The following is a 26,497-nucleotide window of genomic DNA, read 5'->3' on the forward strand; positions in this document are numbered from 1 at the left end:
TTGATTTTCAATACTAATTTTTATACAGCCAGATCTTCAGCATCGAAAACAATTTTTCTTCGTCTAAAGGTTTGGCCAGATAGTCGTTTGCCCCGTTTTTCAGAGCATTTTCATGGTCTTCTTTCATCGCTTTGGCGGTTAAACAAATGATTGGGATGTTTTTAATCTCCTTGGTTTGGCGAATAATTTGCATGGCTTCATACCCATCCATTACCGGCATCATAACATCCATTAATATAAGATCAAAATCGTGGTTGTGTTTTAATATATCGAGTGCCGACTGTCCGTTGTCGGCTTCCGAAACGATAATTTCGCGTTCTTCCAGCATTTGTCCTAAGGCAAAAACATTTCGGATATCGTCGTCTACCACCAGTACTTTTTTGCCTTTGAAAATTAAGTCATCACTGGCCAGCGTGGTTTTCGATTTTATTTCGGGGATATTTTTGGATACCTGGTGTAAAAACAAGGTCACTTCGTCCATCAGGCGTTCGTCCGATTTTATCCCTTTCAGAATAATGGTATTGGTGTAGCTTTCAAGTTCTTTAATTTCCTGTTTGCTCATTTCCTTGCCCGTGTATACAATCACTTTTGGGATGGGAATGTGGTTTGATTTCAGCTTCTCCAACAGGTCTTTTCCTGAATAGTCGGGCAATCCGAGGTCGAGGATAATGCAATCGAAAGCGTCGTTACTCAACAATTGAAAGGCTTGTTCAGCCAACCCGGCTTCAACAATGGTTAAGTCGAAATCAAACAATAAGGTTTTGATCAGTTCCCGGGTTTGAAGGTTATCTTCGATGATTAACATCTTCTTTAATGAACTGTCAAAATGTTTTTCGAGCGATTTTAGTGCATCAGCAAATTCTATCGTTTCGAGCGTTTTTAATTCAGACTGTTCTTTTTCCAAATCATGCTCGATAGGACTTATGACATGAACCGGTAATTTGCCCAGTAATTTGTGGTTCTTTAATTTCAGATAATCCTGACGGTTACCGGTAGCCAGTTCAACAGCAAGCATAATGGCTTTGGGCCTGTATTTTTCGGCCAGGATCAGTCCGTCGCGGATGGTTGAAGCAACAATAACCTTGTATCTCTTCTCGCGGGCCTGCTGCATTAATTTTTGTGCCTGTTCTTTTGATGGATGAATAACCAAAACAGTTTGTCCGTCTCCGGTTTCGTTTCGGTCGTCGTCCAGGAAAGGAACTAAAGTTGGTTCTCCGGCGTCTGAAACAGTTTGTTTTTTATGAATTTTTATTTCAGTCTTAGGTTCTTTTGGGGCTGCTTCTGCGGTTAATGTTGGTTGGGATTTATCAACGGGCATAAAAATGTAGAACGTAGAACCCCGGTTAACGCGGCTTTCCAATTGAATCTCGCCCCCCAGCATTTTTATCAATTCACGTGAAATGGAAAGACCGAGACCGGTTCCTCCGAATTTTCGCGAGATGCTTCCATCTGCCTGCTGGAAGGCTTCAAAAATGAGCTCCAGCTTTTCTTCCGGTATACCAACGCCGGTATCCGATATTCTGATACAGCATGAATTTGCACGCGTCAGTTCCGCAGACCTGAATTTTGTTTGATCAGGTGTTGGGATGAAAGCAACTTCTACCTTTCCAGTATTGGTGAACTTTAGGGCATTCGATACCAGGTTTTTGATGATCTGCATTAACCGATAACGGTCGGTAAGCAGTTGGTGTGGGAAAGCAGCATCGATGTTTACGTCAAAAGCAAGCCCCTTATCTTCGGCCATTGCATTAAAACTCATCGATATTTCATCTTTCAAATCAGTCGTCAGAACTTGCATGAGTTCAATGTTCATTTTCCCTGATTCAATCTTTGACAGATCCAGAATTTCATTGATTAAATGAAGCAAATCGGAGCCGCTCTTGTAAATGATTTTTGCCGATCGAACCTGATCCTCGGTCAAATTTCCCTTTTTATTGCTGCTCAATAAATTTGATAAAATCAATAAACTATTAAGCGGTGTTCGCAGCTCATGCGACATATTCGCCAGAAATTCAGACTTGTACTGGCTGGCCTGCTGTAGTTCTTTGGCTTTATTTTCAAGTAGCTCGTGCGTTTCAATAAGTTCACGGTTTTTTACGCTAATGTCTTCCTTTTGCACTTCCAGTTGACGGGTTCGTTCTTCCAGTTCCTCGTTGGCCACACGTAATTCTTCTTGCTGCACCTGTAATTTCTTCTCATTTTCGGTGAGCACTTTGGCGTGTTCGGTTAATTCTTCGTTAGCCACCCGAAGTTCTTCCTGTTGTACTTGTAGCTCACTGGCCTGGTTCTGTGTTTCCTTCAGAAGTTCGTTTGTTTTTATCCGGCTTGCTGCCGAGTTGAGTTTAATGGCAATAATTTCAGAAACCGGATGAAGCAGTTCCAACTCGATTGAGGTGTATTCGTATAACGACGATAATTCAATTACCCCAAACAATGAATCATTAAAAATTAACGGGACGATCACGGTTTGTCGCGGCTTGTAATTGCCGGTTGCCGAAAAGGTGGAATACAAATCGTCAGGAATGTCAGCAAGAATTTTCATTTGTTTCGAATCGGCGACCTGGCCAACGATTCCTTCGTTCAGCTTTATTGTTTTGTTTGTTTTATTCTCTTCAATTCCCAGGTAATTCAGTAGTTCCAGACGTTGATTGTCTCTGTTGAAGTAATAAAAAGCAGCCAGTTGAGAATGCAATGTTTCGCTTAGAAAATGGATGGATTGCTGGGCTATTTCCTGGAGCGTATCGTTACTGTTGAGTTTTTCATTAATGATGTTGATGCCGGTTCGGTACCAGGTATCCTGCGTAATCTTTTCGTGAGATTCTTTTAGCTTTATTACCATCTGATTCAGTGCAATGGATAACTCATCTTCATCAGAAAGAGGAGTGATCTGATTGCTGTAATCGCCGCCGGCTACTTTCTTGGTATATTCGATTACTTCGCGAAAACCGCTTTGTAGTTGGCGGAACGACCGGGCCAGTTCCCCAATCTCGTTTTTAGAATCAATGGTAAGATCCGTCTTAAGTTTGCCTTTTGCGATAAGCGCAAATTGTTTAACCATTTCGTTAATCGGTACTCTTATCGATTGGGAAATATAAAAGGAAATAATTCCAACACTGAATACCAGTACTAAAACGATCAGGATGATGCCGAGATACAACAACCTGTTGACAAAACCGATTAAATCATTAATTGAACGGGCAAAATCAGTATGAAAAATCTGCATCTGATCCAGGTCCTTTTCTAAAAATGAATCAATGGCATTGTTGTCGTTTTGATGATTGACTATTTTATCGTGAATGCTTTTCCCCAATTTGTACCCTTCCATTGCAATTAATTGTGCCTGTTGTAACTCCCTGGGGTTGAATAATCGCATTAATTTGAGCCTGCCTGCCATCAAATCAGCATTTGAACGCTTATAATCATAAGCTTCCTGGTAGTAATAGTACAGGGTATCACTAAACTCTTTTTTCGAAAGTTTTGCTAACTGATCGAGGTTGCCAAAGGTGTACGACATTGCATTGGCTTGCCCAATTTTAGTCAAGGCTCGTTTACGCAATGCTTCATCCCTAAACATTTCATAACGATAGTAGTCTTCAATGCCTTTCTGAAAAGTAAGATTGTGAACTCTTTCGGCATTAATAACCAGACTTAGTGTTTTGCCGGTGTTGTAAAAATAGTTTGAGGTGATGCCAAGGAGGATTAAACTTAGAAACGGAAAAATACTTAAAATCCGAAGTTTGAGTCGGATCTTAAGATCACTAAATTTATACATGGGCTTGTAATTGATTTTCGGCCAAAAGTAATTAATGATTCTATATCAGAACGCATGTAATATGCGTTAGTTATAAATAATTTATTGTTGACAGGTCAAATCAAGTTTGAAGAGATACTTAATGCCAGCCGGAATAAAAATTCAGTTTTGAAGGAGTTTTTTGACAGGCCGTACAATGGTGAATCAGAAATATTTGCCGGGTTATTTGTAAATCCTGTTTTTATCGAGTGCCGCACGGTATTTGGCCGCATTTCGGTTATGTTGCGCCAATGTTTTGGCAAAATTGTGGTAGCCCGAAAAATCTTCTTTGGCACACATAAAAACAAAGTCGTGTTTTTCGTAATTCAAAACGGCATCAATCGCGCTCACCGAGGGGAAGCAGATTGGTCCCGGAGGTAATCCCGTATTTTTATAGGTATTGTACGGAGAATCAATCTCGAGGTGTTTGTTGATGATTCGGCGAAGCGAAAAGTCGCCAACGGCATATTTTATCGTAGGATCGGCCTGGAGCGGAATATTTCGATGCAGGCGGTTAACGTACAATCCTGCCACGCGTTGCAGTTCGTCCGATTTTGCGGTTTCTGATTCAACAATCGATGCAAGAATGGAAACCTGCACCGGCGATAATTCCATGGCTTCCGCCTTGCTTTTTCTGTCCTGGTTCCAGAAACGCTCGTACTCGCGGTACATGCGGGTGCCAAATTCCTCGGCATTGGTGGTCCAGTATATTTGGTAAGTATTCGGGATAAACATCGTACGGTACGTTTCCGCGTCAAATCCTCGTTCCTTAATCTCCTGTTCGTTCGAAAAAAGTTGCAGAATGGCCAACGAATCGGCCCAAATGTATTTGCTTACTTTTCCGGCCAGGTCTTCTTTAATCCGGACGTTGTTAAACGTTAGGTTTACCGGATCCTGACTGCCGCTTCTGAGTTTGTTGACCAAAGCATTGGTACTCATGTTTGTTTTCAACAGGTAGCGCCCCGGTTTTACATTCGAAGGATAATCTTTTTTGTCAGAAACCCACTTAAAAGCTTTGATGTTGTATAAAACCGAAGCTTTTTCCAATTCGTTGTAAACCGAATCAAAATCGTCATTCTCCTGAATCAGTAAAACGTAGTCGGTCTTAACGTTGGCATCAAAAGTATAATGGTAGAGTTTGTAGGCACGTGCCCCCACAAATACAAATGCTACGGCAAAGAAAATAATAATATACTTTCCGATTTTGGGGAATGCCATTGCTCTGCTCTTTTGTTCGATCGTCATAAATGTTGAATGTTTTCGGTTCAAAGATAAAATTTAATTCAGACGTGAATAGTATCGTAATGCTAACATACACTTAACTGTTTTTCTAAATAACGGTTCCGGTAGATTTTTTAATCGTCGATCAGCTTAAATTCATTAATTTTGGCCGAAAATTCTGAAAAACTGAAAATTATGTTACAAGTTAATCTTGCCGAGGATATTTATTACCTGGGTTTTAACGACCGTAGAACCCATCTTTTTGAAAACATTTGGCCCATTCCATACGGGGTTTCTTATAACAGTTATTTGATTGTTGATGAGAAAATTGCACTGGTTGATACCGTTGAACGTGCCTTTATTGATGATTACCTCGATTCGATTGAAGAAATTATTGGTGAACGCAATGTCGATTATCTGATCATCAATCACATGGAACCTGATCATTCGGGTGCTTTGAAAGCGATTGTTCACCGTTACCCGGAAATTACACTGGTGGGAAACAAGAAGACTTTTGACTATGTGGAAAGTTATTACCTGAAGCCGAATCATACGCTGATCGTTCATGATGATTCGGTACTCGATCTGGGAAAACACAAACTTCAGTTTCAGACCATTCCGATGGTTCACTGGCCCGAAACCATGGTAACTTACGAAGAAACCAACAAAATTTTGTTTTCGGGCGATGCCTTTGGTAGTTACGGCACTCTCGACGGCGGTATTTTCGACGACGAGATTAACCTCGAGTTTTACGAAGTGGAAGTAATGCGCTATTTCACCAATATTGTTGGAAAATACTGTGCTCACACGCAACGTGCGATTAAAAAACTGGCGCCGCTCGATATTAAAATGATTGCTGCCACCCACGGTCCGATCTGGCGCAGCGACCTGAACTGGATTTTGACCCGTTACAACAAGTGGAGTTCTTATGACCTCGACTGCGGGGTAGTGATCGTTTACGGTTCTATGTACGGAAATACAAAGAAAATGGCTGAAACCATCGCCCGTCAGTTGGCTGTCCGCGGTATCAAAAACATCCGTGTTTACGATGCTTCAAAAACACACTCGTCATACATTATCAACGACATATTTAAATACAAAGGTTTTATTGTTGGTAGCGCTGCATACAACAACGCGATGTTCCCGAACGTGGAAACGCTGTTGACAACGGTTGAACACATGGCTCCGAAAAATCATTACCTCGGAATTTTTGGAAACTATTCGTGGAACGGCGGTGGTGTGAAAAACCTGAAAACTTTTGCCGAGAACATTAAGTGGGATTTGGTGTACGATCCGATTGAAGAAAAAGGGAACATGAAGCCTAATACCAGCGAAGAACTGATCAAACTTGCCAATGCCATGGCGGATAAGTTGCTGGAACCAACGCAGGAGGAAAAATAGAAAGTCATTCGGTTAATGGCTGAAACGATATTGAAAGAGCTGTCCGTTTGGGCAGCTTTTTTTTTGAGTAACAATGATTCAATTTTCTATAATCGAGTGTCTTTATTTAGCTGGTCTGTTTTTTCGTAGCCTCACTTTTTGTAGACTTTTACATAATCAACCAGGAAAGTATCCGGGGCGCAGGCATTTTTTATTCCCTCAAGAGTTGACGGGATTTCCATGCTCAGAATCATGTATTGGTCGATGTGCGACAGACCTTCACTCAGTTCGTGAAATTTCAGCCCGTCGATGTAAAACGCATATTTTTCTGGAGTCCACTCAAGGGCAAAAGTATGAAAGCCTTCCGACAGCCCCGATAAGGTGCTGTTCCTCGCTCCCGAACTTTTCTGATTGGGGCCGTAAGCCCAGTGTATACAATGGGTGAGATGGTCGTCTCCCAATTCTTTGAAATATTCAAAAATATCGATTTCGGCACCAAAAGTTGCGGGATCTTCTCCCTGCGATATCAGCGGCGACTGCATCCAAAAAGCCGCCCACGGGCCGATGCCTTTTTGCAAACGGGCCCGGCACTCGAAATAACCGTAAGTGGTATTAAATGTCTCATAAGTACCTACTGCGCTACCCATAATACTGTCTTTTCTGATGTCGTACATCAGGTGCAGATACCCGTCTTTTACTTTTACCATCGATGGATCGTTGTAGCCAATACGACGTGGCCCGCTTCCTCTTATTTTCCATTTTGTTTCGTCCAGTTCCGAACCATTAAACTGATCTTCCCAAAATAAAGTATATCCTTCTTTTTCAGGATTAAAAACTTGCTGCGAAAGCGCGGAGTTGGACGGAGCTGCTTTTTCTTCTGCTTTTTTTACGGAAACCTGGCAGGCAGACAGTGCAACTGACGACAGTGCAAGAACTGTTAGTAAGCGGGCTACTTCTTTCATTATCATAATCTTATTTATTAGGTTGATTGCTCGTGGATAACTGCCTCAAACTTTCGTTCTAAATTAAAAGATTATAAGGTGTCTCAAAAACAAATTCAGGTTATAAATTCTAATTTGGTTGTGTTTGGAAGATCATTTTATGTTCAGTCTGATTAATGCCCGGAATTTTCTACTTTTATCGATCGAAAAATTATAAACTTTAACCAATATGAATCTGTCACGAAGAAATTTTCTGATGAAATCGACAGCAGGAGCAGCTGCCTTAGCTAGTATTCCCGGTATTGTATCTGCAGCAATCCCCGGAGAGAAGAAATCCAACCTGGTTAGTAAAGATGATGTTGTTTTATTTCAGGGAGATTCGATCACCGATGCAGGTCGCGAAAAAACAAAAGAGTTACCCAATAACAGCGGTTCTTTCGGAAGTGGTTACGCCTTTTTGGCCGCTTCGTTTTTATTAAACGCTTTGCCCGAAAACAATCTGACCATTTATAACCGGGGAATTAGCGGTAACAAAGTTTATCAGCTGGCTGACCGTTGGGATAAAGATTGCCTCAATTTAAAACCTGATGTATTAAGCATATTGATCGGTGTGAATGACTACTGGCATACACGCAATGGTAATTATGACGGAACGATAGAAGTGTACGAAAATGACTATCGAAAATTGCTGGAGCGGACAAAAGCGGCATTGCCGGGTGTGAAACTGGTGTTGTGCGAGCCCTTTTATGTGCTGGAAACATCTGCCGTTGATGAAACGTGGATAGAACCGATGAAACAATACCAGGCTGCGGCAAAACGTGTTTCTGACGCCTTTGATACCCTTTGGGTTCCTTTTCAGAAAGTTTTTGATGAAGCCATTAAACATGCTCCCGGAACCTACTGGACCGGCGATGGAGTGCATCCTTCGATGGCAGGTGCACAGCTAATGGCTGAAGCCTGGTTGAAAGCTGTCGGTTTAAAGTAGTCGATTCAAGATCGCTTTTTTGTATAAAATGGTTTGAATTAAACCACGGAAAAGCATAAACAGCAGCATTCCGAGCCATAATGCGTGGTTTCCCCATAAAGGAGCCAAAAAGTAATACACCGGCGCAAATACCGCAAAGGTTGAAAGAAGCAAAGTATTACGCATGGCACGGGATGCTGTTGCTCCAATATAAATTCCGTCCCAGATAAAAGAAGCAAAGCTGGCGATCGGAACTAACACTATCCAGGGGAGAAAAGGTCGGGCGCTTTCAATAACTTCTGTCTGTGAGGTTAAAATTCGCAAAATCAGACGTACCCCGGGCAGGTACAACAGCGTAAATCCTACGGCAAGTATGGCTCCCCAATAAAAAAGAAGCCGAACCACTTTTTTAAGTTCCGGTAATTTCTTTGCCCCAATGTATTTCCCGGTAAGTGCTTCACCGGCAAAGGCAAATCCATCAATAAAAAAGGAAAAGAACAGCAACAGCTGAATCAACAGCGAATTTACCGCCAGAATGGTGTTGTCTATGCTTGCCGATTTCGAGGTGAAAAAAGTGAATACTGCAATTATGCAGAAAGTACGGATGAAAATGTCGGTATTCACCCTGAAAAAGTTACCCAGCACTTTTAGGTTCATTATTCCTTTTCTTGAAACCAAAACCATAAGGTGGCGATAGTTTTTGAAAAAGAAGATCGCGGCAATCAGCAGTCCTGTGTACTGCGAAATGGCGGTTCCCAGTGCTACCCCGTTGGAATTCATGTGCAGCACAAACACAAAAAAGGCGCTGAGCAAAATATTTACGACATTCACCGAAATCGCTACGATCATGGGGATGCGTGCATTTTGCATCCCCAGAAACCAACCGTTAAAAACAAACAAGCTCAAAGCTGCGGGGGCTCCCCAAACGCGAATTCCGAAATACGATTTTGCCAGGCTTTCAACCTCAGGACTTCCGCCTATAATTTTAAAACTGGCCCAGGCAATAGGGGATTGAAGCGTTAGAATGAAAACACTGACGAATGCAACCAGCAAAAGCGCACGGGCGAGGATGGTTATGGTTTCCGTTGTATTTTTTTCGCCATAAGCCTGGGCGGTAAATCCGGTGGTGCTCATGCGTAAAAAACTAAATCCCCAGTAAATAAAGTTGAAAATCACACCGCCAAGGGCAATGGCGCCAATATATATTTCCGAATCGAGATGGCCCATCAATGCCAGATCGACCAGCCCCAGTAAAGGAACAGTAATGTTACTGACGATATTGGGAATGGCAAGCCTGAGAATTTTCTGGTTCATCCGGTGTTCTGTAATAAGCTGCAAAAGTAGAGGTTTTCGTTTGTAATTCTTGTTCTGGGAGGTGTTTGTTACGATTTAACTTAACAAACAAGATGGAATTTACGCATGGCTATAACTAACATAACGTTAAAAATCAGGAGGTTTGAGAAATTTATTTGTTGAGTCTATGAACAATAAAAGATTTCGATGTGTTTTATTTGGTGTTGTGTTTGGAATAATTCTAAATAGCCTTTACTTTTGTAAGCGAGAATTAAATATGTTTTAATCTTTTAAGAAAATACGACATGGCATTTGAATTAGGAAAATTAGGATACAGTTTTGATGCGTTGGAACCTCATATCGACGCCAGAACAATGGAAATTCACCATGATAAACATCATGCTGGATACACAACAAACTTAAATGCTGCAGTAGCAGGAACCGAACTGGAAGGTAAAAGCGTTGAAGAATTGCTTGCCGGAGTTTCAGGTTTGTCGGCAGCAGTAAGAAATAACGGGGGAGGTTTTTACAACCACAATTTGTACTGGGATATTATTGCTCCCGGTGGTGCTCCTGCTCCGGAAGGCGTTTTGCTTGATGCAATTAATGAGTCCTTCGAATCGATTGAAAAATTTCAGGAAGCCTTCACCAAGGCAGCTTTGACTCGCTTTGGGTCAGGTTGGGCATGGTTGGTTCTTCAAAATAATAAACTGGTGGTTTCGTCTACGCCCAATCAAGATAATCCATTGATGGATGTGGCCGAAGTTCAGGGAACTCCAATTTTGGGGATTGATGTATGGGAACATGCATATTACCTGAACTACCAAAACAGACGTCCGGATTATGTGAATGCATTCTGGAATCTCATCAACTGGGATGAAGTCGCCAGGCGGTTTAAAGGTTAGTTGATTTTTGGTTTTTTCCCCGGGGCAGAGGCTCCGGGGTTTTTATTTCCCTCAAGCTGAATAAAGCTTTTTCTCTCTTTTTACATCAAATAGTTTGTTGAATTGCTGCTGAATGCATTTCATCAATTCAAGGTCGATTCCTTCGGCAAAAACCCGAATAATTTCTTTCACTTTTCCATTCATTATAAATTTTCCCTGAACGGCATCGAATAGTTTGCATGAACTATTGTTGCGAATGGTATCCAGGACTGTTACGAATTTGTCGGCAGGTATTCGGGAATCGGTTAAAAAATATCCTTTGTTCATTTCGGTTTGGTCGAAATAGAACCCGGGCTTCGGTTCTTCCAGTGTAAATAACTTGTGAATGCGGGTGTGGACTTTCCCCGAAATGTTTGTGTCGCTTAAAAAGACCATGCCTTCGTTTTGAAGACAACTCTGCAGGTTTGCCAGTTGCTTGTAATCTGGGAAAAACTTAATTCGTACTGCAGGAATCTGTTTCCCGTTGACTTCGAGCAGTGCTGTAGCAAAGTTAATTTGTTCCAGCAGACATTTTTCCACACTTTGAGAGAAACTAAGGATCTCCTCCAGAAAATAGAACTTTTTCACCAATAAAAAGATGGAATTGGGTTGAGCGTTTTTCTGGGGCAGTTGTCCGTAATAATGGGCATACGGAAGTGATGCTTCCACAACACTGGTATTGGCGAGGATATGGCTTTTTAGCGGGCTCAACATTTCAGTTTTCGAGATGGAACCGCAGATGTTCAGTATTGTTTTCATGACAGGCAGGATTAGTATTGATTCTTTAGCAGAAGAACGTTAAATGGTGCGGGAAAGTTACGCGTGCTACAAGATTTATTGTTAACCAGCATTTGATTTGCCAGTGGGTGTTTTTCTTCCTGTTTATAAAATGAATGACGATTTGGAAATGTTGGATGGGTTGGCAATGTCAGCGGCGAAAATTTTTCGATGATGGTGTAATATATGTGCTAAAAAAATTTTATGTTCGTTTGATAAACTTTTCTAAAAAACAAACGGATGAAGAAAGTACTTTTCCTGTTGATTTCTGTTTTGGCCTTTTCCGGAGCTTTTTCTCAGGATGAACTTACGAAAACAGGCTGGAACTTTGGGGCACTGCCTACCATCACTTTCGACTCAGACCTGGGATTTCAATACGGTGGATTGATCAATCTCTTTCATTACGGCGATGGCAGTCGTTATCCGAAGTACGATCACTCGTTGTACCTCGAAGTTTCGCGCTATACCAAAGGAAGTGGCATTAATCGCCTGTATTACGATTCGGATCAGTTGATAAAAGGACTGCAAACTTCGCTTGATATCAGCTATTTGTCGGACCGCGCTTATGATTTTTACGGGTTTAACGGTTACGATGCGGTGGTAAATATGGATTGGTTTGATGATGAAACGACGGATTACCGCACTCGCATGTTTTATAAATACGACCGGAAATTGTTTCGGTTTAAAGTCGACCTGGTTGGAAATCTTTCAGGAGACAAACTAAAATGGGTGAGTGGCTTTAACCTGTTGAATTTTAAACTGGGCCTTGTCGATATCGATAAACTGAACAAAGGAAAAGATGGCGACGATAAACTGCCTTCACACAGCGAAGAACCGGGTTTGTACGAGAAATACCAGGAATGGGGAATTATTTCTTCGGAAGAGGCTAACGGAGGGTTTGTACCGACCGTAAAAGCGGGATTGGTCTACGACAGCCGCGATAACAAACCGAATCCAATGAAAGGTATCTGGACGGAGGCCGTGATTCTTGGTTCTCCCGAATTTTTAGGTGGCGAGCAGAGTTTTACAAAATTAAGCCTGATTCACCGTCAGTATTTTACGATTATCCCCAACGATTTATCTTTTGCGTACCGCCTCGATTATCAAACAACGCTGGGCGGAAATGTGCCGTTCTATTATCAAACCCAACTGATTACTTCGGTACTAAAGGGGGCAACCTCGGAAGGACTTGGTGGCGCCTCGTCGTTACGTGGTGTTTTACGTAACCGGGTGGTTGGCGACGGCGTTTTCCTGGGGAATATTGAAGCCCGCTGGAAATTTGCCCGTTTCCGGTTTATCAACAATAATTTTTATTTGGGCCTGAATGGATTTTTGGATTTTGGCCAGGTAACAAAAAAGATTGACGTTAATGCGGGCGGATTGATTAATGACGAAATCAACAATGAATTACCGGGGAACTATTTTGACAACGACGCAGAAAAAATGCACTATTCGTATGGCGCCGGGTTACGGGTGGTAATGAATGAAAACTTTATTATCCGCTGCGATTACGGAATGGCCGCCAACGAACGCGATGGTGATTCCGGTCTTTATATCGGATTAAATTATTTATTTTAGTTAACTGAACGATCTGAAACTTAATTAAAAACAAACGATGAAAAAGATATCTTATTTTTTTGGTGCGATATGCATTAGTGGATTTTTATTGTTTTCCTGTAACACCCAAAATCGGCAAGCTGGTTCCGAAAATCCCGGAATTTCAAAAGATTCGCTGGAAATAGCCTGCGGAAAATTACAAGGATATATCGACGAAGGTAAACTCGCGGGTATTTCTGCAATGGTAGTTAAAGACAATCAAACCGTATTAAAAAGAAATTTCGGATTGGCCGATATTGAAAATCAGAAACCAATAGAGGACAACACGATATTCAGAATATATTCGATGACAAAGCCAATAACGGCAGTTGCTCTAATGACCTTGTACGACGAAGGAAAATTTGAGCTGGATGACGAAGTCTCGAAATTTATTCCCGAGTTTGAAAATACACCGGTTTACAATCCGGAAACCAAAGAGCTGGAATCGCAGGTCAATAAAATGACCATCCGTCACTTGTTGACGCATACTTCGGGTTTAACATACGGTTGGGATCAGAAAGCATATGTCGATTCGCTGTACCGGGCAACCGGGGCGAGTGGCTGGGATGCTACACTCGGTGAGAAAGTAAGAATTCTGGCCGGAATTCCATTAAAATACCAGCCGGGAACAACCTGGGAATACGGCGTTTCCATCGACGTTGCAGGTTATATCTGCGAAGTTTTGTCGGGAATGCCATTGGATGAGTTCTTTAAAACACGGATTTTTGACCCGCTTAAAATGGATGACTCAGGTTTTTATGTTCCTGAAAGTAAACAGTCACGGTTTGCGGTGCTTTACAATAAAGGTGAAAACGGAGAACTAAAAGGTTCCGATAACCCGGATGATAATTTCAAAAGAAAACCGGTGCTGTTTTCCGGTGGCGGTGGCGGTGTTTCAACCATTGACGATTATTCAAGGTTTGGGCGCATGTTGATTAATGGCGGAGAACTGGATGGAGTCAGAGTTTTGCAGGAATCAACGGTGAAGATGATCATGTCGAACCAGTTACCTGAAGGAGTTGACTATAACAATGGCGGCCAGTACGGACTTGGCGGTTCAGTTGATTCAAAAACGGGCAGGTACGGTTGGAGCGGTGCCGCTTCAACGCACTTTGTAGCCGATCCCGAAAATAAAATGGTTATCCTGGCATTAACGCAACTTATGCCGTTCGATATCAGCTATGCCACTCAGTTTGTTGACGATGTTGAAAATGCGATCGAAAAATAGTTGAATTCAGTTAACCCCATTTTATTATTTCCTGAAATTCTCTTATTGAATAGAATATAGCATTGATTTGAAGTCGTAGGCGTTGTCTTTCAGTTGTTTACCGAAAGATGTATGCTTGCGACTTCTGATTTGCATGAATGTCCTCCAAAAAGAAAATAAGGTATTTTGATGTTTTTGCTCGGAATACTTGAACTTCAAATTCAGTCAATTGGTCTTTTGTTTCAGTTGTTGAACTTATGTAAAATACCTAAGGGCAATTATTTTTGTTTCTGAGACGCAAAGTTTCATTATTACAACAGTTCTTTTTACAACAATTGGGTCCAATTAATTTCAATAATGTGGTTGATTCCTTTGAAATAAGGGATTGTAAACGGCAATTTAATTGGCCTTTGGGTTATTTTTAAATTCTGTAAAAAAGGAGTGCCGGAAGCGGCACTCCTCATGTTTTTTTTACTATAAAAGAATCAGCGTTTTATCACCTTTCTTCGAATCTTTTCTTTCGCTGTTTTTATTTCAATAACATAGATGCCATTCGAAAGATTGCTAACATCCATTTGTATTGGATTGGCGATGTATTCTTTTTTCATGATCATAACACCGTTCGATTGATAAATTGATACTTCGCAAGGAGCTTGAATTTGTCGCTGGAGGATCAATAAAGAATGAGCCGGATTGGGATAAATCATCCACTCATTTTTGTTTTTCGGGCTATTTTCACCAATTAATCCGCTTTTGTTGGATACAATTGAAATGCTATAATCTTCCACTTCTCCACGGTCGAATGTTTCGCATGCAGAAGGAGAAGAATTGGCTTTCATAGCAACGCGCATCCGGGTGAGACCAATTACCGCATCATCAGGAATTGTGATGTTTCCTGAAAAACCGGTTTTTAAATTATCCGCAGATAAAACTTCTTCTCGGGCATCATCAAAATCCTGGTCGTTGTTAAAATCGATCCATACTTTCCAGTATTCCCGTTGACTTTTATTTTTGAAAGTCGGTGTCAGATAGATCGTCTCTGTACTGCCAATGGCTAAAGTGCTTTCTATCGCTGTGAAATCGGAATAATTTGATGAGCCGGAATTATTATTGATGGCTCCAAAAGCAACCGATGAAATCCATTCCAGATCAGCGGACAGGCTACCCGAGGAACAATACACATTTGTTAGTGGAGCAACATTTACGGTTATAAATTTTGACTGCAGCAGAGAATCAGCCCCGGAATCGTTGTTAACTTTTAAGTACACGTCATAAGTTCCTGCAGCGTTATATGTAATTAATGGATTTGGCTCGGTGCTGGATGCAGGCTCTCCGCCTTCAAAAATCCAGTAGCGGTTTATGGGACTATTCTTTGATTGATCAGAAAACAGAATACTTTCTCCCTCATTAATTTCAGTTTTATCGCTGGTAAACAATGCAACAGGTGGTTGCGGTTCAGCGTTGGAAATGATGAGTTTATAATCTTCCACTTCGCCGTTTCCAACCGAGCCACAGGCAGTGAGATTACCGCTTTCATTCATTGATATTCGCATCCTTGTTTCAGTGGTAAGTCCCGAAGGTATTGTTATCGATCCGCTAACTGCAGATCTTTTTCTGTCGGCCGATAACATCAACTCGTCTTCGTTAAATTCACCATCGTTGTTTAAATCTATCCAAACTCTCCAGTATACAAAAGTTGCTTTACCTGCAAAACCCGGCGTTAAAATAATTGAGTTCACGGAGCCGGCTTCGACCTGAAACTCGAAAGAATCCGAAAAGTCTTTATATCCATCTTGGTCAGAAGCGTTGGTCTGGTTCCCGATTGTTACTGATTTAATCCATCCGTTGACCGGATTGGCATATGATTCACAGTACGTCACCGGTTTGGGAAGAACGTTGAAGCTGGTGGAAGTTTCAACAGTATTCCCGCAAGAGTCGGTTAAAACCCATTGATAGCTTACTTCATAGCCCTTTTCATCTTCAGTGTAAGGCAAAACAGAGGTCGTTAATTCAGGTATGCCGCAATTATCAGTGTATTCCAGTGTCTCGAAAACAGGAAAGCTACTTCCGAATTCAATATCCGGGATTGCTTGTGGTGGTGTTAAGAAAACGGGAGGTTCATCGTCGTTAACCATAATGGTTTGTCGATGAGTACCAATGTTTCCGCAAAGATCAGAGACTTCATAAATTCGGGTGATAATTTGCGGACAGGTACCTTCTTTTGTTTCTTCCACCAATCGGAAAGTTGAATCCAAAACCGGTCCCAGAACTCCAACATGATCCAGAGCCAACTCTTCAAGGCTGGACGCCGCAGGTTTGACTTCCGAACTGCACTCAACTGTGTAATCGTTTGAATTATAAAATAATGGAGGAACGGTATCCAGGATGGTTGTAACATGATGAGCCAGCGTTATATTTCCACACCAGTCGAACACCGCATAAGTACGGGTTCTGACTTTCAGGCAAACTCCTTCAGTGTGGGTACCCACGTAGTTGAATCTTTCGGCATTGATGCCACAATTATCAGTGGCACTTCCTCCGGCATTCACAAATTCGTCAAAGGTTTCGAAAAGCAGAACATCATTTTCGTTGTAAACTACACTTGCTGAGGCATCTGTTACAACGGGTTTGTAGCTGTCGTTGAGTTCAATGTTTTGTGTAAATGTTCTATCATACGTATTATCGAAGTTGAACATGTGAAACGATCTCAGGTATTTTTTCGGGCATGTTTGTTCCGAGCTTAAATCCTGGTCGTAATATTCAATGATCGTCTGCTCATAAAAGAAAGGATCACAAACAATTCCCGTATCTCCGCCAATGGTGATAAACAAATCGATCGGAATATAAGATGGAGTATAACTTAAGGGTAAACCTGTTAACTCCATTACTGATTCAGAGTTACCACATCTGTCGCCTCTGAAAATATCTTCAGGTACCCTGTAAACCATTGGTTTCATCATGTCGAAAGAACAATTGGCAATATTTCCACAACTGTCTGAAATGGAAAAAACCTGAAGATAAACCACCATATCAGGATCGTCCATGTAGAAGCTGTCCTGAATTTCGACTAAAAAGCTTTCTTCTACAATGCCGCAATCGGAATAAATACTACCACCGGAATTGATGAAGTCGCTATACGATGTGATCAGGGGCGGTAGATCGATGCCACATTCACTGATATAAACAGAAGAAGGGCACTGCATTTCGATGGTGCCTGATTCCTGTGAAAATGAGAAACTGATTCCAAAAATCAGAAATGCGAAGGTTAACAGAAGCCTCGTTTTCATTATTGTCTCTTTTGGGTTTTTGTTTGAGCGTCGAAGATATCAGTAAATGTCTGGAAAAGAAAGAATATGCTGTCCCATTTTGAAATTAATATAACATAATTGAGATAGAATTATATTAACAATATATAATTTGGCTGCTATACTCGCACTTTCGATCTTGTTCCATTAAATACTGGTTTCAGCTTATTTAAAAAGTAAAACACGTTTTCACTCTCGGGAAGGAGAGGGAAATGGAGGATAACATAATTTCTGGGCAGCGGATCGGGTTTAGTGTGAGTTTTTCCGTCAAATCATAAAAAATATGATTGTTATTTGTTGGCTGTCCAAGCGATTAAAGATATATTTAGCATTCGAAATAATCTGAACCAAAAAACTAATAGTATGACTCAAAAATTTTTCATTCTAAAGAATTTTTTAATTCTTTTTCTGGGGTGTTTTTCACTACTGCTTTCAGCAAAAACAACGGTGGTTAAACCCACCTGCGAATACAAGCAAAATCCCATCGGAATAGACATTGCTCAGCCGCGTGTAAGCTGGCAGTTGCAATCAGACGAGCGTAATGTAATGCAGTCGGCCTATGAAATTAGGGTAGCTGCTTCGGAAAGCGCATTAAACAGCTCCGGTAAGCTGATTTGGACTTCGGGGAAGGTGAATTCCGATAAATCGGTGAACATTGCCTACGAAGGCCCGGCTCTTTCTTCCATGCAGCGCGTGTACTGGAAAGTTCGCGTTTGGGATCAAAACGGAAAAGCAAGTGCCTGGAGCGCCCCGGCATTTTGGGAAATGGGTATTCTTCAGCCTTCGGAATGGCAGGCAGAGTGGATTACTTTACCCAACGAACCCGAGAACAACAAGTCGTTGCCTGCACATTATTACCGGAAAGAGTTCGCGGTGTCGAAGAAAGTAAAAGCGGCCCGTATTTATGCCACTTCGCACGGATTGTACGAGCTTTACCTGAATGGACAAAAAGTGGGCGACGAGGTTTTTACTCCGGGATGGACCAGCTACAATAAAAGGTTGCAATATCAAAGCTACGACGTAACCGACAAGATCGGAAAAAGCAATTCCATTGGTGCACTTTTGGGTGATGGATGGTACCGCGGATACATCGGCTGGGGCAAACAACGAAGCTATTACGGCGACAAACTTTCACTGCTGGTGATGATGAAAATTGATTATACCGATGGAAGTAGCGATTTCGTTTCAACCGACAACAGCTGGAAGGTGACAAACGGCGCCATTCTTGAATCCGATATTTACAACGGGGAAACCTATGATGCCAATCTGGAAATGCCCGGATGGAAATCAAGTGGTTTTGACGATTCATCGTGGAAGCAGGCTTCAGTGCTTACACTTCCAAAAGATATTCTGGTTGCTTCCGAGGGTGTTCCGGTAAGGGTGGTGGAAACCCTTCAGGCAATTAAAAAGATAAATACGCCTGCCGGAGAACTGGTGTACGATATGGGCCAAAACATGGTGGGTGGTATCCGAATCAAACTAAAAGGTAACAAAGGCGATAAAGCAGTAATACAATATGCTGAAGTATTGGACAAAGAAGGAAACTTTTATACCGCCAATTTGCGTTCAGCCAAATGTACTGACACTTATATTTTTGCGAAAGACGGGGAAGTGGTTTTCGAACCCATTTTTACCTTTCACGGTTACCGTTTTGTGAAAGTTTCCGGAGTGAAAGAAGATCCCGCTTTGGAAGATATAACAGGCTTGGTGATTCATTCGGATATGCCGGCCACCGGAAGTTTTGAATGCAACAACGAGCTGATCAACCAATTGCAGCACAATATTCAGTGGGGACAAAAAGGGAATTTCCTGGATGTTCCGACCGACTGCCCGCAACGTGACGAACGCCTGGGGTGGACCGGCGATGCGCAGGTTTTCAGTATGACAGCCGGTTACAATTTTAATGTAGCTGCTTTTTATACCAAGTGGATGAAGGACGTGGAAAAGGACCAGCTCGATAACGGTAAGGTTCCTCATGTGATCCCCGATGTTCTTCGTGGTGGCGGCGGTGCTACAGGTTGGGCCGATGTGGTAGCCGTAATTCCGTGGACCGTATACAAAATTTATGGAGATACCCGCATCCTCGACCAAAGCTACCCGGCGATTACCAAGTGGGTAGGCTACATGCAGAATCGCGCCGGCGATGATTATCTGTGGACCGGCGATCCTCACTATGGCGACTGGCTGGCATTTGCCACTACCCGGTCCGATTATCCGGGTGCTACTACCGAAAAAGATCTGATCGCAACCGCGTATTTTTATTATACGACTACGCTGACGTCCAAAATTGCAGGAATCCTGGGTAAAAGCGATGATCAGAAAAAATACCAGCAGCTGGCCGCAAATATTAAGGATGCTTTTGTAAAGGAATTTGTGACACCTAACGGTAGATTGGTTTCTCACACGCAAACTGCCTATGTACTGGCTTTGTCGTTTGGTTTGATTCCGGATAACAATATTGAAAATGCGGCCCGTTATCTGGCTGATGATGTGAGCAAATTTAAACACCTGACCACCGGATTCCTTGGAACACCACTGTTGTGTCAAACCTTGTCTTCGATTGGTCGTGATGATTTGGGCTTTATGTTGCTGAACCGGAAAGAATATCCGTCGTGGCTGTATCCGGTTACTCAGGGTGCGACTACGATCTGGGAACGTTGGGACGGACAAAAAACCGACGGTACCTTCCAGGATGTTGGAATGAACAGTTTTAACCACTATGCCTATGGTGCGATTGGTGAATGGCTGTACAGCCGCGTGGCCGGTATTAGCATCGACGAAAATCATCCGGGCTACAAACACTTTGTGCTGGCTCCGCATCCCGGTGGTGAACTCACCCATGTGAATGCAACTTTTGAATCGGTTCACGGAACCATAGCGTCAAAATGGGCACTGGAAAACGGAAATTTGGTATACGACGTGGAAATTCCGGCCAATACCAGTGCAACGGTTATATTACCAGGTGCCGGAGTGGAAGCTGTTAATGCACAAATTAACGATCCGAAAATGGAAGCCAGGCAGGCAGGAAACGATGTAGTGATTGAACTTGGTTCGGGGAAATATCACTTTGATTATCCGGTGAAGAAATAGAAACAATCAAATAAATCTAAATTATAATGGTACTGATCGCTAATTATTAGTAGTTGATTTTTCCAGATGAAAAGGATTGCGATCAGGAAAAAAATTAAAACAAATGTCTGACAGAAGAGAGTTTTTAAAAAGAATGTCGGTAGGCGCAGCAGGAGTTGCAATTGGAGGTAGCGCTGTGGGAATGTCGGCCAAAAGTTATAGTCGGGTAATAGGGGCCAACGACCGCCTTAATCTTGCCATCCTCGGATTGGGACGCCGGTTGGGTGCATATCCTCAGCCCATTGCACGTAAAGAAAGCAATGTTGAATTGCTGTATTTGTGCGATGTAATGGAACATCAGCGTACCAGCGCGGCAGCACGCTTTGCAAAAGTGCTCGATTACAAACCAAAACAGGAAAACGATTTCAGAAAAATTCTGGAAGATTCGAAAGTCGATGCGATCATTAATGCCACGCCCGACCACTGGCATACTCCCGGATCGATTATGGCGATGCAGGCCGGCAAGCATGTTTATGTTGAAAAACCTTGCAGCCACAACATGAACGAAAACGAAATGATCGTTGCAGCTTCTAAAAAATACAACAAGGTGGTTCAGATGGGTAATCAGCAGCGTTCGTCGGGGCATACCATCGAGATTATTAAGGAAATTCATAATGGAGTGATTGGTGTACCTTATCGCGCTGTTGCTTTTTACCTGAATTCGAGAGGCGAAGTGCCCGTGCAAAAAAAAGCGCCGGTGCCCGCCGGACTGGATTGGGAAATCTGGCAGGGACCAGCTATTCACCGCGACTATACTTCGGAAACCTGGGATTACAACTGGCACTGGTACGGTTGGAACTACGGAACCGGTGAGCTTGGAAACAATGCTACACACGAGCTGGATGTGGCGCGTTGGGCGTTGCAGGTAGAGTACCCGAACAATGTTTTTGTGGAAGCCGGCAAACGTCACTTCTTCGAAGATGGCTGGGAAATGTACGATTCGATGTATGCTACTTTCAGGTTTGATAACGACAAAGTAATCAACTGGGATGGACGAAGCCGTTCGGGGCAGAATACCTACGGACTAGGTGACCGCGGAACCATTATTTATGGCAGCGAAGGAACCGTTTTTGTGGATCGTGGTAAATATATTCTCTATGATCGTGCAGGAAAGGTGATTCGCGAATCAAGAGGTTCGTCCAGTGAAGTAGGAACTGCGCTTGGAGGTGGAGGCGACACTTCAACCGATCACGTTGTAAACTGGCTGGAAGGAATCAGGGGAAATCAAACGCTTCATGCACCTATTGGCGATGCAACAGTCAGTCAGGCCATGGTGCATCATGCCAATGCAGCTTACCGCATCGGTCATGGGTTTGATATTTGCAGCAAAACCGGCTTAATGTATGACCGCGAGGCGATGAAGCTTTGGGGCAGGGAATACGATCCGGCCTGGGCGCCCAAGTTGTAATCATACTTTCAGAATATAGTGTAAGGAAAGGATCTTCTTCGGAAGGTCCTTTCTTTTTTGTTCGTTGTATTTTGATAGTTTTTGTCAGAGAGATTCTTAATTTTACCCGTGAATGTAATAAACCAGTAAAACTATACTCATGTCGGAGCCTACTATCCATAGCGAAACTTTTGTTATGTTCGGATTAAACACCGATATCGTGCTTGTTGGTGTTGACGATGAAAGAGCCGGAAGAATTATCGAAATGCTGAAAGACGAGCTGGCAAGGCTTGAACTCGAAATCAGCCGATCCAATCCTTCTTCCTTTGTGTTGAAAACAGATCATTCACCCAAAGGGAAATGGATCAAATGCTCACCCGATTTTTTTGATGTATTGTTATTGTGCTCCGATTTCTATGAAATGAGCAATGGCGCTTACGACATCACGATGGGGCCGCTTACAGAATGGTGGAGCATTACTGATGCCACATCGCCGAAAGAGCTGCAGGCCCGCATGCAACAATGTGGTTTTGACAAGGTGGAGCTGGATCCTGAACATCTGCGTTTTCGATTTATGGAAGAAGGCATGCAGTTCGATTTTTCAACGATCGAACTGGCTTATGCATTGGATCTGCTCAAATTGCTGTTGAGGGATGAAGCTGTGGAAAATGCCATCGTAAATTTCGAGGAAAGAGCGGTACTGGCGCTGGGGCATCATCCGGCGGGAGAGGCCTGGCCTATCGGCATACGGAATATGCAGGATACCCATGAATTTTTGCAATTTTTTGAGATGAAAGACACTGCCTGCATTACCGACGGAACTTATTTTCTGAGCGAGGAGGCGGCAGGCTTGCAGCCACGAGTGGTGGTAAGTCCTGAAAACGGAGAACCCGTTGAAGGCATTAAAACCGTTTCGGTAAAAACCGGTGCTGCCACCATGGGCGCTTTTCTGGCACGGGTATGGCTGATTCTTCCTGAAAATGATAAATCCATTCTCGCCGAACAATTGCAGGATATCGAGATATTTGAGGCAGAATACCTGGACGATGATATTCGAACCAAACTAACGATACTAAACCGAGAGGAAGAAGATGAATAAAACGTTTCTGTTTTTTACCGCATCTTTTTTGTTGTGGGCAACGGGCGCTTTTGCTCAGCTTTCGATGAAAAAGACCGATGAAGGAATACTGATCACCGAAAATAAGAAAGAGGTTTTTCTCTATCATATCCACCCCAAAGACCTGAACGGACAATACCGGCGTTGCAATTACATTCACCCCCTGTACGGTTTGAATGGGGAAGTGCTAACCGAAGATTTTCCTTCCGACCATTTGCATCATCGCGGAATATTTTGGGCCTGGCATCAGGTGTGGATCGGTGATAAAAGAGTTAGCGACGGCTGGGAGATCAAAGATTTTGATCAAACCGTTACCGAAATTGAATTTAAAAAAAATCCCTCAGGATTGGCCGTGATAAAAACGGAGGTGGACTGGACCTCCGGCAAATGGAAAAAGGAGGGGAAAAAAGTACCCTATCTGAATGAAAAAACGACCATAACTGTTCACCCAACCTCGCGGGATGTGCGAAAGATAGACTTTGAAATACAATTGCTGGCGCTTGAAGAAGGGCTGAAACTGGGTGGATCAGAAGACGAAAAGGCCTATGGTGGATTTTCGGTCCGTCTCGATTTACCCGACGATGTTACCTTCTCCGGCCCCGACGGGAAAATTGAGCCGGAGAATACTGCTGTGAAATCAAGCGGCTATGTGCAGGTTTCAGGAACGTTTGATAACGGAGCAAAAGAAAGCGGGGTGGTGATCGTGGATCATCCTCAAAATCCCGGGTATCCGCAAGACTGGATTCTTCGTGCTAAAAACAGTATGCAAAATGTAGTTTGGCCGGGTCGCGAACCGGTCATCGGTTCCACTACCGAACCGCTTGTACTGAAATACTCGCTTCTGGTGTACAGTGGCAAAATGAATAATAATAAAATGGAGAAGATAATCGGAGATGATCCGTTTTAGTTGATTCCCGTGGTGAATAAAATGTTATTCAACCAGATTTGGGATGTTGAAATGCTCCAATTTTTCAGATAAATCTTATTTTTAAAGCTAATATCCAATAAACCTTATAACGGTGATTGTTCATCCATACAGATATGTTACGGAGAGCTTGCCGGAATCAGAAAAATAATAATCATGAGTTCTAACAGAAGAGAATTTATCCGGAATTCGGCCATTGCAGCAGCGGCAGTAAGTGTTGCCCCGGCTGTTTTGAATGCCTGTGCTTCGCCGGCAGAAAAAATAAATGTTGCATTGATTGGTTGCCGCTCGATGGGTTTCAGCGATCTAAAGAGTTTTTTACGCAAGGAGAATAACGTAGAGTGTGTGGCCCTGTGTGATGTGGACGAGAAAGTGTTGGAAAGCAAGGCGGCAGAGGTGGAGAAAATGACCTCGAAACGTCCGGAAGTATACAGGGATTTCCGGCAGGTGCTCGAAAAACCGGAAGTGGATGTGGTGATCATTGGTACGCCCGATCACTGGCATGCCAATATGATGATGCAGGCCGTTCAGGCCGGGAAGCATGTGTACGTCGAAAAACCGATGGGACACAGCATCGAAGAGTGCAATGCCATGGTAGCAGCTCAGGCAAAATATCCCGACATGAAAGTTCAGGTGGGGATGTGGCAGCGGAGTTCGAAGCACTGGTTTGAAGCCTCCGAAATTGTGCAGTCGGGCGAATTGGGCAATGTACACCTGGTAAAAGCCTGGATCTACAAAGGCTACGACGAGCCGTATCCTTACATGGCTGATTCGGAAGCGCCCGAATATGTCGACTACGATATGTGGCTCGGTCCGGCGCCCAAGCGGCCGTTTAATATGAACCGCTTTCATTACAATTTCCGTTGGTGGTGGGATTATGCCGGTGGCGCTATGACCGACTGGGGCGTTCACCTGCTTGACTTTGCCTTGTATGCGATGAAAGCAGATATGCCAACTTCCATTTCTCCCGGTGGAGGAATTTTTTACCACGAAAAGGAAGCCATTGAAACACCCGATATTCAGCAGGCGATTTATGCCTACCCCGATCATACGCTGATCTGGGAATGTGGGTTAAATCCCGGAATTGGTCCGTATCAACGCGGACACGGTGTGGCTTATATCGGGCAAAAAGGTACACTGGTGGTGAGCCGCAATGGGTATGAACTAATCCCTGACCAAAGCAATCAACTCAAAGGTCCGTTTTTTGAAGGGCGCACGCAGCAGCATTATGGCGACGGACTGGATCAGCACGTCGAGAATTTCCTGGCAGCCATTCGTAAAGGCGACCCCCTGAATGCGCCGGTGGAAGTAGGGGCAAAAACAGCCATCGTATCCGAAATGGGGAACATTGCTTATCGCGTTGGTCAGCGTATTCACTGGGACGATGCTACTAAATCGTTCAAAGAAGATGCTGCCAATCAACTGGTAAAACTGAATTACAACCCCGAATGGCCCTTACCAAAAGTCTAGCCCTGGAAGTTTAAGGACTGATCTTATACTAAATTATCGTAGATCCCTCTTTTTTGGCACTTGCTGAAAAAGAGGGATTTTCTTTTTATTCGGTGGATGAAATACAAAACTCACATCGAATTTCTTTCACGATAAATATTAAAATACTAATTTGTCGCAAATTGCTTTCGGTTTTAAATTAATACAGAAGAAAAATGAAAACACGAGTTACGGTTGAAGCTCTCGTTCAGGCGCCGGTTGAAAAAGTATGGGATTTTTGGACACGATCTGAACACATTGTTAACTGGAACTTTGCATCCGACGACTGGCATTGCCCCTGGGCAAAGAATGATGCCCAGCCAGGAGGTAAGTTTGTTTGGCGCATGGAAGCAAAGGACGGAAGTTTTGGCTTTGATTTTAACGGAGAATACCAAACTGTTTCTCCTCACCAGTTAATTGAGTATGCGATAGAAGATGGCCGGAAAGTAAAAATAGTTTTTACACAGGAAGGCACTCAAACCCGCGTAACCGAAACCTTTGAAGCAGAAGATCAGAACCCGGTTGAACTGCAAAAAGGCGGTTGGCAGGCCATTCTTAACAATTTCAAAAAATATGTGGAAGCGTCGGGCAAATTTGAGCGACTGCAATTCGAGATTTTAATACAAGCCAGTCCCGAAAAAGTGTATGCATGCATGCTCGATGAAAAACTTTACAGCGAGTGGACAAAAGCATTTGATCCCAATTCCCGTTTTCTGGGGACCTGGGAAAAGGGCAGCGAAATACGATTTATGGGTACGGAAAAGGACGGAAATGCCGGGGGAATGATCAGCCTGGTGGAAGAAAACATTCCCAACAGCTATGTGAGTCTTTTGCACCTCGGAATGATCATGAATGGAAAAGACATTACAGATGGCCCTGAAATAGACGAGTGGGCGGGAGCTCATGAGAATTACACCTTTGAAAAACACGGTGATGATACCTTGTTAAAGATAGAGTTGGATTCTGTTCCGGCTTTTAAAAGTTACTTTGCGGAAACCTATCCCAAAGCATTAGACAGCCTGAAAACAATTTGCGAACAATAATAATCGATTCA

The 26,497-nt window shown here is 42.9% G+C and carries 17 protein-coding genes; 11 read left to right on the forward strand and 6 right to left on the reverse strand.

The genetic code is table 11. The features are described from left to right. Window positions 1–13: 13 nt before the first annotated feature. Complete coding sequence (locus MR764_RS14115) at window positions 14–3,772, reverse strand: response regulator (protein WP_247980080.1); 3,759 nt, start codon at window positions 3,770–3,772, stop codon at window positions 14–16. Window positions 3,773–3,973: 201 nt separating this feature from the next. Continuing rightward, entirely contained in the window at window positions 3,974–5,035 is a 1,062-nt protein-coding gene (mltG, locus tag MR764_RS14120) for an endolytic transglycosylase MltG (protein WP_247980081.1), read from the reverse strand. A 171-nt stretch (window positions 5,036–5,206) separates the two neighbouring features. On the opposite strand from mltG, the gene MR764_RS14125 reads away from it, so the two are divergent. Then, complete coding sequence (locus MR764_RS14125; protein ID WP_247980082.1) at window positions 5,207–6,412, forward strand: FprA family A-type flavoprotein; 1,206 nt, start codon at window positions 5,207–5,209, stop codon at window positions 6,410–6,412. 131 nt (window positions 6,413–6,543) lie between these two features. Here MR764_RS14125 and MR764_RS14130 read toward each other — a convergent pair whose 3' ends face one another. Beyond that, the gene (locus MR764_RS14130) at window positions 6,544–7,353 is read right to left on the reverse strand and encodes a glycoside hydrolase family 16 protein (protein ID WP_247980083.1); all 810 of its coding nucleotides are present in this window, start codon (window positions 7,351–7,353) and stop codon (window positions 6,544–6,546) included. A 208-nt stretch (window positions 7,354–7,561) separates the two neighbouring features. Here MR764_RS14130 and MR764_RS14135 point away from each other — a divergent pair, with 208 nt between their 5' ends. Then, window positions 7,562–8,317 (forward strand): GDSL-type esterase/lipase family protein, encoded by a 756-nt coding sequence (locus MR764_RS14135; RefSeq protein WP_282189227.1) that lies wholly within the window; start codon window positions 7,562–7,564, stop codon window positions 8,315–8,317. On the opposite strand, the gene MR764_RS14140 is transcribed toward MR764_RS14135, so the two are convergent. Next, the gene (locus tag MR764_RS14140) at window positions 8,309–9,634 is read right to left on the reverse strand and encodes an MATE family efflux transporter (RefSeq protein WP_247980085.1); all 1,326 of its coding nucleotides are present in this window, start codon (window positions 9,632–9,634) and stop codon (window positions 8,309–8,311) included. The two genes, MR764_RS14135 and MR764_RS14140, sit on opposite strands and share 9 nt — an antisense overlap. A gap of 260 nt (window positions 9,635–9,894) precedes the next feature. Between MR764_RS14140 and MR764_RS14145 the strand changes: the two genes are divergently transcribed. After that, window positions 9,895–10,494: a superoxide dismutase gene (locus tag MR764_RS14145; RefSeq protein ID WP_247980086.1), complete on the forward strand. Its 600-nt coding sequence runs from the start codon at window positions 9,895–9,897 to the stop codon at window positions 10,492–10,494. Between the two features lie 51 nt (window positions 10,495–10,545). Here the strand turns inward: MR764_RS14145 and MR764_RS14150 are convergent, their stop codons facing one another. Continuing rightward, complete coding sequence (locus tag MR764_RS14150) at window positions 10,546–11,271, reverse strand: hypothetical protein (RefSeq protein WP_247980087.1); 726 nt, start codon at window positions 11,269–11,271, stop codon at window positions 10,546–10,548. A gap of 258 nt (window positions 11,272–11,529) precedes the next feature. On the opposite strand from MR764_RS14150, the gene MR764_RS14155 reads away from it, so the two are divergent. Further along, complete coding sequence (locus MR764_RS14155) at window positions 11,530–12,867, forward strand: BamA/TamA family outer membrane protein (RefSeq protein WP_247980088.1); 1,338 nt, start codon at window positions 11,530–11,532, stop codon at window positions 12,865–12,867. A 37-nt stretch (window positions 12,868–12,904) separates the two neighbouring features. Beyond that, window positions 12,905–14,113, forward strand: a complete 1,209-nt coding sequence (locus MR764_RS14160; RefSeq protein ID WP_247980089.1) for a serine hydrolase domain-containing protein — start codon at window positions 12,905–12,907, stop codon at window positions 14,111–14,113. Window positions 14,114–14,577: 464 nt separating this feature from the next. On the opposite strand, the gene MR764_RS14165 is transcribed toward MR764_RS14160, so the two are convergent. Then, on the reverse strand, window positions 14,578–17,379 hold the full coding sequence (locus tag MR764_RS14165; RefSeq protein ID WP_247980090.1) for a GEVED domain-containing protein: 2,802 nt from the start codon (window positions 17,377–17,379) through the stop codon (window positions 14,578–14,580). Window positions 17,380–17,760: 381 nt separating this feature from the next. Here MR764_RS14165 and MR764_RS14170 point away from each other — a divergent pair, with 381 nt between their 5' ends. From MR764_RS14170 to MR764_RS14195, 6 genes are all read left to right on the forward strand, one after another. After that, window positions 17,761–20,487 carry a glycoside hydrolase family 78 protein gene (locus tag MR764_RS14170; protein WP_247980091.1) on the forward strand — a complete coding sequence of 909 codons (2,727 nt, stop codon included), beginning with the start codon at window positions 17,761–17,763 and terminating at the stop codon, window positions 20,485–20,487. Window positions 20,488–20,590: 103 nt separating this feature from the next. After that, window positions 20,591–21,934 (forward strand): Gfo/Idh/MocA family oxidoreductase, encoded by a 1,344-nt coding sequence (locus tag MR764_RS14175; RefSeq protein ID WP_247980092.1) that lies wholly within the window; start codon window positions 20,591–20,593, stop codon window positions 21,932–21,934. A gap of 139 nt (window positions 21,935–22,073) precedes the next feature. Beyond that, complete coding sequence (locus MR764_RS14180) at window positions 22,074–23,012, forward strand: FAD:protein FMN transferase (RefSeq protein ID WP_247980093.1); 939 nt, start codon at window positions 22,074–22,076, stop codon at window positions 23,010–23,012. Beyond that, window positions 23,005–23,937 (forward strand): PmoA family protein, encoded by a 933-nt coding sequence (locus MR764_RS14185; RefSeq protein WP_247980094.1) that lies wholly within the window; start codon window positions 23,005–23,007, stop codon window positions 23,935–23,937. Before MR764_RS14180 ends, MR764_RS14185 begins: the two co-directional genes overlap by 8 nt. A 174-nt stretch (window positions 23,938–24,111) precedes the next feature. Beyond that, window positions 24,112–25,425 carry a Gfo/Idh/MocA family oxidoreductase gene (locus MR764_RS14190; protein ID WP_247980095.1) on the forward strand — a complete coding sequence of 438 codons (1,314 nt, stop codon included), beginning with the start codon at window positions 24,112–24,114 and terminating at the stop codon, window positions 25,423–25,425. A 194-nt stretch (window positions 25,426–25,619) separates the two neighbouring features. Beyond that, window positions 25,620–26,486 carry an SRPBCC family protein gene (locus MR764_RS14195; protein ID WP_247980096.1) on the forward strand — a complete coding sequence of 289 codons (867 nt, stop codon included), beginning with the start codon at window positions 25,620–25,622 and terminating at the stop codon, window positions 26,484–26,486. Window positions 26,487–26,497 lie beyond the last annotated feature (11 nt).

This window comes from Maribellus sp. YY47 (assembly GCF_023111095.1).
Classification (GTDB): Bacteria; Bacteroidota; Bacteroidia; order Bacteroidales; family Prolixibacteraceae; genus Draconibacterium.

Excerpts from the sequence above, each read along its gene's own strand:
- MR764_RS14135 (WP_282189227.1), top strand. The coding sequence starts at position 7,562 with ATGAATCTGTCACGAAGAAATTTTCTGATGAAATCGACAGCAGGAGCA.
- MR764_RS14190 (WP_247980095.1), top strand. The coding sequence starts at position 24,112 with ATGAGTTCTAACAGAAGAGAATTTATCCGGAATTCGGCCATTGCAGCA.
- mltG (WP_247980081.1), bottom strand. The coding sequence starts at position 5,035 with ATGACGATCGAACAAAAGAGCAGAGCAATGGCATTCCCCAAAATCGGA.
- MR764_RS14170 (WP_247980091.1), top strand. The coding sequence starts at position 17,761 with ATGACTCAAAAATTTTTCATTCTAAAGAATTTTTTAATTCTTTTTCTG.
- MR764_RS14130 (WP_247980083.1), bottom strand. The coding sequence starts at position 7,353 with ATGAAAGAAGTAGCCCGCTTACTAACAGTTCTTGCACTGTCGTCAGTT.
- MR764_RS14175 (WP_247980092.1), top strand. The coding sequence starts at position 20,591 with ATGTCTGACAGAAGAGAGTTTTTAAAAAGAATGTCGGTAGGCGCAGCA.
- MR764_RS14155 (WP_247980088.1), top strand. The coding sequence starts at position 11,530 with ATGAAGAAAGTACTTTTCCTGTTGATTTCTGTTTTGGCCTTTTCCGGA.
- MR764_RS14180 (WP_247980093.1), top strand. The coding sequence starts at position 22,074 with ATGTCGGAGCCTACTATCCATAGCGAAACTTTTGTTATGTTCGGATTA.
- MR764_RS14150 (WP_247980087.1), bottom strand. The coding sequence starts at position 11,271 with ATGAAAACAATACTGAACATCTGCGGTTCCATCTCGAAAACTGAAATG.
- MR764_RS14115 (WP_247980080.1), bottom strand. The coding sequence starts at position 3,772 with ATGTATAAATTTAGTGATCTTAAGATCCGACTCAAACTTCGGATTTTA.
- MR764_RS14185 (WP_247980094.1), top strand. The coding sequence starts at position 23,005 with ATGAATAAAACGTTTCTGTTTTTTACCGCATCTTTTTTGTTGTGGGCA.
- MR764_RS14160 (WP_247980089.1), top strand. The coding sequence starts at position 12,905 with ATGAAAAAGATATCTTATTTTTTTGGTGCGATATGCATTAGTGGATTT.
- MR764_RS14195 (WP_247980096.1), top strand. The coding sequence starts at position 25,620 with ATGAAAACACGAGTTACGGTTGAAGCTCTCGTTCAGGCGCCGGTTGAA.
- MR764_RS14125 (WP_247980082.1), top strand. The coding sequence starts at position 5,207 with ATGTTACAAGTTAATCTTGCCGAGGATATTTATTACCTGGGTTTTAAC.
- MR764_RS14145 (WP_247980086.1), top strand. The coding sequence starts at position 9,895 with ATGGCATTTGAATTAGGAAAATTAGGATACAGTTTTGATGCGTTGGAA.
- MR764_RS14165 (WP_247980090.1), bottom strand. The coding sequence starts at position 17,379 with ATGAAAACGAGGCTTCTGTTAACCTTCGCATTTCTGATTTTTGGAATC.